The sequence below is a fragment of the Tabrizicola sp. genome (assembly GCF_051645465.1).
Classification (GTDB): Bacteria; Pseudomonadota; Alphaproteobacteria; order Rhodobacterales; family Rhodobacteraceae; genus Tabrizicola.
Genome location: NZ_JBOFBI010000007.1, coordinates 1 through 3,364 on the forward strand (window position 1 = coordinate 1; position 3,364 = coordinate 3,364).

A 3,364-nucleotide genomic window follows, 5' to 3' on the forward strand; every position below is an offset into this window, starting at 1 on the left:
CAGAAGCGCCCGGGTCTGACGTTCTTTCCTGGTTCCCAGCCGGGACGATGCGCCGTCGCCACCGCCCCGCCCACGACGCCGGTCATCGAGAACATGACCGAGAACAAGATCCTCGACGGAAGGAGACCGGGTCATTTCGATGCCTCGGCAGAGGGATCAGTCGCTACAACGAAAGGAGAGGTTTGATCACCAAGTCCCTGCTTGGCCCGAAGCGCCGAGAGAAGGTGGACGACTTCTTCAACAAGGTCATCGACCCGCGCTCCAACCTTGCGCACCAGGGCAGCATCACGGGCATTCCAGGTCAGACGCCCGACCGCCCCCAGTCGGGCAATCTGGTTGAGGTTGTTGCCGACGGCCGACAGCTCCCGCCTGGCCGAAGCGATGGCATCCAGCTCGTCTGCCTGGATCGCCAGACGATCGCTTGCCTGTCTGACCAGATGCCTGACTGCCTCGGAAACCGTCAGACCGCTTGCCTCGGCAACCGCCTGAAAGGCTGCATGCTCGTCTTCCGTGATGCGGATGTTCAGCTTCACCGAAAGCCGCCGCACCTCCTTCCGGTCAAGGCTGCCCTTGATCCGTGACAGCGCCTGGCGGGAACGGCCCATCGACCTCGCCACGGCCGCGACGCTCTCGCCAGCGAGGAGCCGCGCCGTGATGGCTGCAGTCTCAGTAGAGGTCAGGCGTGAGCGTGGCATTGTATCATTACATGTGTTTTGCCATCATAGCGCATCATGTACCACACACCACCGTTCCTGCCAACCGTCCTCACCGGCCGGTTTCCGCTCCTCCGAAGAGGAGCCCGCGTGCGGAAAGCGGACAGCCGGTGAGGACTCAATATGGCGTCAGGGGTCGGCGGCTTGCCCGCCGACTGCGTCCCTGCGCCCCGGCCGTCAGGCCTCCGTGCAACGCGAGACCAAAGTGGTCGAGCGCCTTGAAACCTTGGGCTTTGCAGAAGTGTGCGGTCCCTCCATGAGGGCTGTTGGGACGAGCACGACAGTCTGAAGGAAGGGCTGCCCGGGAAGAGAAGGGGGGCCGGGGAAGGGGCCTCAAGATGCTTCAAGGCCTGCCCATTGCGGAAGATGGCCGACGATGAATGGCTTTGGGCATGAAGCCACAGGCTGGATCGGCGTAGCGTCAACCCGTCACTAGGCGAACTGGCAAGCAGGCCGACAGGCAAGCAGGCAGATTGTCCGGCATGCATCCGGTTGGCGGGTCATATTCGGGATCGTCCCTAGACAGAGGCCTGATGTCACCCTGCCTTCGGATCAGCCGTGCGGACAGGTTCCAACGCAGGCATGCGGCCTGTCACCTATGCAGGCATGCAGACATGCAAACCGTCATACGGGCCGGAAGGCAGATAGCCTCGATTGCGGCTAGGCCGAAGGAGTGCTCGGACGCCGCGCCGCAGCATCACGGCTGCGGGAACCCTTAGGAAACATGAAGGCTTCGGCGGTGTGTTACAACTTCCAGCACATGTCATTTGACGTTTCTGCAACCTTATGCCTAAACGGCGCACCGCACGTCGGTCGGATTAGTGACGCCTTTACAACGGCTTCGCTTGATCTTGGCTTGCCAGCGGTGCATCGCCTTCCGCAGCGTCATGAAAGAGCGCCGGGCGTCGGTGCAAGGGTATCGAGTACCGTTTGTGGAGGCGTCATTTCATGCAAGTCATTACCATCGTGCAGACCAAGGGCGGCTCGGGCAAGACCACGACCGCCATGCTTCTCGCATCTGCAGCACTGAACCTCGGGCGCAGCGTCACCCTGATCGACGGTGATGTGAACGCTCAACTCGGCCGTTGGCGCGACAGTTTCGAACTGGCCACGTGGGAGAGTGCGCAAAAGCCCGACTGGCCGGAGAGCCTGGCGATCCTCTCGCCACCGGAAAGTGTTGAAGGGCTTCTGTCGCTCCTCGAGGCCGAGGAAGCGCGCGGCGTCGATCTCGTCGTGATCGACACCCGGCCTGGCACCCACACCGACACCGAGGACTTCTGCCTGATCTCCGATCTGGTGCTGATCCCAGCCCGCCCCGTCTACGCCGAATGGGACATGACCCATCGCGCCGTCCTCTGGATGGACGACCTCCGCGCCTCGATTGCCGAGGGCGAGCGGTTCCCGGCGGTTCGGGTCCTCGTCATGGACGCGGGGCCGAAGATCATCGACGCCGCAACCCGGGAAGGGGGAATGGCTCAACTGCCAAAGCGCGACCAGGACGTGCTGCAAGAGATCCTGCGTCTCGACCATCTCGACGTGATCGTTCCGCATTCGAGGATCCTCGAACAACTCGGCTATCACGGCCCCCTTGGACCGGCGGCCCGCGCCAACGCCAAAGCACCCGGCGGTCGGCTGGTGGCGGATGCCATCACACGCCAGCTTGAAGTTGCGGAACTTGTCCTGACCGGGATCGACGAGGTGATCCCTGCATGAGCCGTTTCCGCCTTCCTGCACGTGTCGCACCCTCCCCGGCGGCGGAAGAACCGGGCCTGCAGAACTCCGCCGCACGGTTGCGGTCATCGCGCGAGGTGCAGTCGCGCATTCTTGCCGAACGGCGGGCGCCGGAGCAGGGAGGAAATGTCGAGGGCGTCAAGGCCCAGCTTCCCGACATGACGACGGAGCACTTGGCCGACCCGGAGTTTGCCGGGAAGAGGGAAGGGGAGAGTCGTCAGTCGCAGTCCCCCGCTTCGCCGCCCGAATGTGCTGCCAGTGGGTTGGCGAAGCCCCGGAAAGAGAAGCTGGTTGTCCTCTTTCGGCTGCCGTTGGCAGCCGAGAAGCAGCTTGAGCAGATCCCGGGCGCGGGCGACGTGACCCCAGCCTACATGTTGCGCGCCTTTGCCAAGGAAGCGCGGGCCGAACTGCGGCGGCTCTTGGCGGAAGATGATCTTGCGCCGCATGTCGACGAGGCGAAGCGCATCTTCACCATGGCAGCATCGGACATGGCGGTCGGCGAGCCGATGACCGTCTACGCCCAAGGCTCCGCGATCCGGGCTATGCATGCGGCACTTGATGACCCATGGCTGATCGAGCCCCGGGCGACGATCGTTGGTGCCTTCCTCGCCGCAATCGCGTCACAGCTCATCGAGGCGCGACGCGTCAGGTAGACCTCACCCATGCAACAAAAATCGATGAGCTGCCTGCGGTTACTCGCAGGCAAGATCGGGCAGCGGCGCTGTCTCGAAGGTCAGGCTGTCAGCGCTGGTGACCATTGCGAACTCGCCGCCCGTGCGGAAGGTTGCCACCATTTTCGACCAGTCCGCTGCGTCAACCGATGCCTGTGCGGCGATGCCGTTCTTGACCGACAGACGGGCCTGTTCGCCCGACTTCGCGAGAACGACGACCATGTCAGGAGCGGCGTCTTTGTCGAAGCG

Annotated in this window: 4 protein-coding genes; 2 read left to right on the forward strand and 2 right to left on the reverse strand. The window is 63.5% G+C overall.

What is annotated here, in order from left to right:
• Positions 1–131: 131 nt before the first annotated feature.
• Positions 132–695, reverse strand: a complete 564-nt coding sequence (locus tag ACRCSW_RS00275) for a plasmid mobilization protein (RefSeq protein WP_438701997.1) — start codon at positions 693–695, stop codon at positions 132–134.
• Positions 696–1,661: 966 nt separating this feature from the next.
• Between ACRCSW_RS00275 and ACRCSW_RS00280 the strand changes: the two genes are divergently transcribed.
• The gene (locus ACRCSW_RS00280; RefSeq protein ID WP_125327847.1) at positions 1,662–2,426 is read left to right on the forward strand and encodes a ParA family protein; all 765 of its coding nucleotides are present in this window, start codon (positions 1,662–1,664) and stop codon (positions 2,424–2,426) included.
• Complete coding sequence (locus ACRCSW_RS00285; RefSeq protein WP_125327848.1) at positions 2,423–3,097, forward strand: hypothetical protein; 675 nt, start codon at positions 2,423–2,425, stop codon at positions 3,095–3,097. Before ACRCSW_RS00280 ends, ACRCSW_RS00285 begins: the two co-directional genes overlap by 4 nt.
• Positions 3,098–3,136: 39 nt before the next feature.
• Here ACRCSW_RS00285 and ACRCSW_RS00290 read toward each other — a convergent pair.
• Positions 3,137–3,364: hypothetical protein (locus ACRCSW_RS00290; RefSeq protein ID WP_438701998.1), on the reverse strand; the 228-nt coding region annotated here is incomplete at its 5' end.

Coding starts and splice junctions, on each gene's coding strand:
- ACRCSW_RS00275 (WP_438701997.1), bottom strand. CDS start 695: ATGCCACGCTCACGCCTGACCTCTACTGAGACTGCAGCCATCACGGCG.
- ACRCSW_RS00280 (WP_125327847.1), top strand. CDS start 1,662: ATGCAAGTCATTACCATCGTGCAGACCAAGGGCGGCTCGGGCAAGACC.
- ACRCSW_RS00285 (WP_125327848.1), top strand. CDS start 2,423: ATGAGCCGTTTCCGCCTTCCTGCACGTGTCGCACCCTCCCCGGCGGCG.